A 3,722-nucleotide genomic window follows, 5' to 3' on the forward strand; every position below is an offset into this window, starting at 1 on the left:
GGATACGCCTGTCTTCTCGACGTTAGCCGAGATAGTCACAGACGCTCGGGTTGACGCGTCGTCGCTGGTGCCGGTTGCTTCTGAGCTTGCTTTCCATTTTTGGACTCAAACGCGTTTCGTGACAGACCGTGAGCATTATTTCAGCGACCTATTGAATGGTCTCCTGAGACGCCCCGATGGAACACGGCTGTTTGTGAGAATTGCGAAAATGGCATTCGATGCTCTTCGTAACAACGGCTTGGTTGGTTTTTGGCAAGCAACTATGTGGGAGCGGTACATGCATGAATTCGCGCGAGGCCATTTCATCCACGACTTAGTTGCTAGGCCTTCGAAATAGCCCGGCTGAGTATCTCGACCAGGCCAAACAGCGGGAGCGTCCTGGCGCCGACCTGCGCGGTAAACTTCACCGGCCTTGAATGTTCCCCCGCAGACCGGTTCCGGAAAATCTGCGGGGCCGGAAGATCCAGCCCTTCGATCGAGTTGCCATGACGGCGCGCGCCTCTTGTATGACCGGCATTGGCCGGATCGAAAACCGTAAACCTTCGGTGGTAACAGTCAGCCGTATCGCGGCGCGCGAGGGGATAAATTGAAGAGGCTTAGATTTTGAAAAGTCCCGCTTTGGCAACGCGCCCGCGAACAAGCGAGCGAGGGTTTGCTTCGACCTTGGCATCGAACTCGCGAATTTTCTTCGCCAGCTCCGAAACCTTCTTGCCGCTATCGGTTTGCGTCTTGTATTCAGCTGACTTCACACGCACAGCCGATCGCACAGCCGCACTCGAGCTTGTAGACTCAGCAGTCTTTTTCGGGCGCGACAACATTTTAACGGGCATGAACCAGTTCCCTTCCACCTTCCAGTGACTGGAATTCATCCAATATAATGCGTTCCATCTCGTCCAGCAACTCCTGCAGCGCCTGCTCGTCGAATTCCAGCTCCTTGTCCCCGTCAAGCGTTACTACCGCCTTTGATCCYGGAGCAAGCTCCACCGGTACGCAAAGAACCCAGGACAGGTCCTTCCAGATCAGCTTGCGAAGCCATCGATCTTCCGGAGCATACAGACTTTCTCCCCAGGTCACGGCGTCACTCTTCGAAATGTACAAAGTGTCGTTCTCGTTCCAGGCGCGACCGACAAAAGACCGCTCCACCGGCAAGGAAATCCTCTCGTCCGAGAGATCGTCATAGCCGGAACTGTATTCCAGGCGAAGGGTCTTGACCCGAGGACCAACGGGAAGCGCAACCGCGAGCCTGGTACGAAAGCCGTCGTGAACAAAACCTGCGGCGTCGAACGCCGTGGACAGGATCTCGTGACAACGCACAGCGACCTTGTTGCACGTCTCGTTCATCAGGAAAGGAAGCTCGATCATCCGGTCGATGAGATTGATGTCGCAATACGCCTCGGAGTCCCGAACAATCTCCTTAGTCCGCTCGAAGCCGATGTCGAAGTCGAGGAGGCCGATATCGACGACCAGTCGTTCCGGCGTCAACCGATCGACGCCGCGCTTGTTGAGCACGCCAGCCCCGAAGAGCATGGTGCGGAAAGCCGAACCGAGGGTCCAGTCGCCGCTCTCGGATGAACCGTGGGAGGTCTCTCCTATTTCGATYGCCGCGGTCAAGGCATCGCGATCKATGGCGCGTTCGTCGTCAAACGTCCATGCCGGGAGGTTGGAGACCAAACCGCCATCCATGTACCAACTTGTCCCTATCTTCCGCGGTTTGAACACGCCAGGTATGGCAATCGAGGCGCAGACCGCTTCGGCAACGGCGATATCTGGGGTTGTTTCGACGGAAAACACCGTCGTTTCCTGCTCTGAGATATTGGCGGCGACCACCTTCAGCGGCGCACAGCTTGCGGCCGCAAGATCCGAAAAAGTGACAGGCGGGCCGAGCCGGCTTCCGCGGACTTTGATGCGCAGAAGCTGATCGATGCCGACTCTCACCGGATCGAGTTCGACAACACCCCGGGCAATCATCCACGCGGCAATACCGGCGATCCCGAGCATCACCACCAGCAGCAGCAGCGCCGGCCGGGGATAGAGAAACAGGCCCGGAAGAACGATTCCGACGGTACTCAGAGCGAGGAACCAGACAATCCAGACCCTGTCGAGCAAGAAGCGAATCAGCCTGATCTTCCACCACTGACTCTTGCCGAACAAGTTTGCCGGCGTGATCGCTGGCCGARGGACCTGACTGGCGTCCGCATTGGTCGTCTCAAGGTCGAGACGATCCAGGATTGTTTTTCCAGTCGCTTCTGAAAAGAGTTCCTCGGCGGAGTATCCGCTGCAGGCAAGTGCCGCGACAATTGCTCCGGCCGATGTGCCTGCGAAGCCTCGGATGTCGAGACTTTGCTTCGAGATAGATCGATAGGCACCTATATGGCCCAGCCCACGTGCGCCGGCTCCCTCGAAGATGCAGTAGACGCGCTGCATCAACAGGCACCATGATTGCGTAAAACCGGAAAGCAGACCTTAATTGTCATGCGATTTGTACGACCGCTTTCGTTGCTGAACCCGAAGCGAGCTGGCTTTGTCCCAAAGCCTGAACAATGCGCATCTTCAGCGCCGCCCGTCGCTGGTCGTAGAAATCGGGAAATTTTTCGATGGTTTCCGGCAGGGAGGAGATTTCCAGGCCTGCCAGGTATTGCCGCCGGGCGATCTCGTCCGGCTTCGTCCAGGCATACCATTCGTGTGGCATTTTCTGTCGCTTCTGATTGTTGATCGGGCCTTCCAGGAGCTGGAGGTTCGGCAACCTGTTCTGCTTTTCCTGCAGCGACGCCCAAAGCTTCTCCGTCACACCGCCCTTGCGCAGCTGCGCGTCCGTGAAGCGGCTCTGCGGATAGATATGATCGACATGGAAATGCCGCGACAGATCGAAGCCCGGAAATATCATGGAGAGAAGCGCAAACGTACGAGCGTCCCCGTAGGCTAGGTCGCAGAGCTCGTCGATCTCGACGTCGGTAAAGGTCAGCGACTTACCGCGCAGCGCCATGACCGTCTCAAGCTCATTCACAGGAAACCCAGTGGTGGCGTGCAAGCTGATTTTCTCGCGCAATGCGGTCAGCAGGGTATCGAGGCCGCTTCCCCAGATGCCAGATGCCTTGAGAACGCTCCTGATCAACCAAAGCCGGATATTCTCGCGATCCGAGGCGAATTCCGCACGATGCAGATAGGCCTCATCGGCCTTGCGCGCGTAAATGTAGTAGGCGATCGGGAGGATCGAGCTTTCCGCTCGCAGGTTCTGGCCGCTGAATCCAAAGGATGCCAAGAGCTGAACAGCGATCAGCATCGCCTCGTGGATTTTTGGCCAATTTGCCTCGAGCACCGCCATGTTGGTCTTATTGAAATTTTCGACCTTAAAGCCGACGCTGCCGATATCGGAGAGCATCAGGCCAGCCTTCAGCACCAAATCCTTCGTAAATTTGAAGCCGTCGCCTTGGTCGTTCATCTCGTCCACGAGCGAATGGATGGCTTCTCGTGCATCCACCTTTTCCCACTGCGCAACCGCGACCGACAAGAGAAGGTCGGAATAGGAAAGGGGCGTACCGCCACTGTTCATCCGGATGAAAATATTCAGGACGTGCTCAAGGCTTTGGTTCTCTTCCTCATAGTAAGTGATGAGATCCTTGTCATGAATGGTCTTGTGGAAATGACGCAACGTCGCGCGCGCCGTCCTGATGGCTTCCTTTTCGAGATCGAGCTCATCAAGGCTATCAATCAGCCCGTCGTAC

4 protein-coding genes are annotated in these 3,722 nt (G+C 56.6%); 1 reads left to right on the forward strand and 3 read right to left on the reverse strand.

Features of this window, described 5'->3' with window-relative positions; all coding sequences use genetic code 11:
• On the forward strand, positions 1-337 hold a 337-nt coding region (locus AC1D1Z_RS35035), incomplete at its 5' end, for a hypothetical protein (RefSeq protein ID WP_477853380.1).
• Between the two features lie 259 nt (positions 338-596).
• On the opposite strand, the gene AC1D1Z_RS35040 is transcribed toward AC1D1Z_RS35035, so the two are convergent.
• From AC1D1Z_RS35040 to AC1D1Z_RS35050, 3 genes are all read right to left on the reverse strand, one after another.
• Positions 597-830 carry a hypothetical protein gene (locus AC1D1Z_RS35040; RefSeq protein WP_080865315.1) on the reverse strand — a complete coding sequence of 78 codons (234 nt, stop codon included), beginning with the start codon at positions 828-830 and terminating at the stop codon, positions 597-599.
• Positions 820-2,424 carry a patatin-like phospholipase family protein gene (locus AC1D1Z_RS35045; protein ID WP_477853381.1) on the reverse strand — a complete coding sequence of 535 codons (1,605 nt, stop codon included), beginning with the start codon at positions 2,422-2,424 and terminating at the stop codon, positions 820-822. The genes AC1D1Z_RS35040 and AC1D1Z_RS35045 overlap by 11 nt, the downstream gene beginning before the upstream one ends.
• Positions 2,425-2,470: 46 nt before the next feature.
• Positions 2,471-3,722: hypothetical protein (locus tag AC1D1Z_RS35050; protein WP_477853383.1), on the reverse strand; the 1,252-nt coding region annotated here is incomplete at its 5' end.

This window comes from Rhizobium sp. P1_E1 (assembly GCF_056406015.1).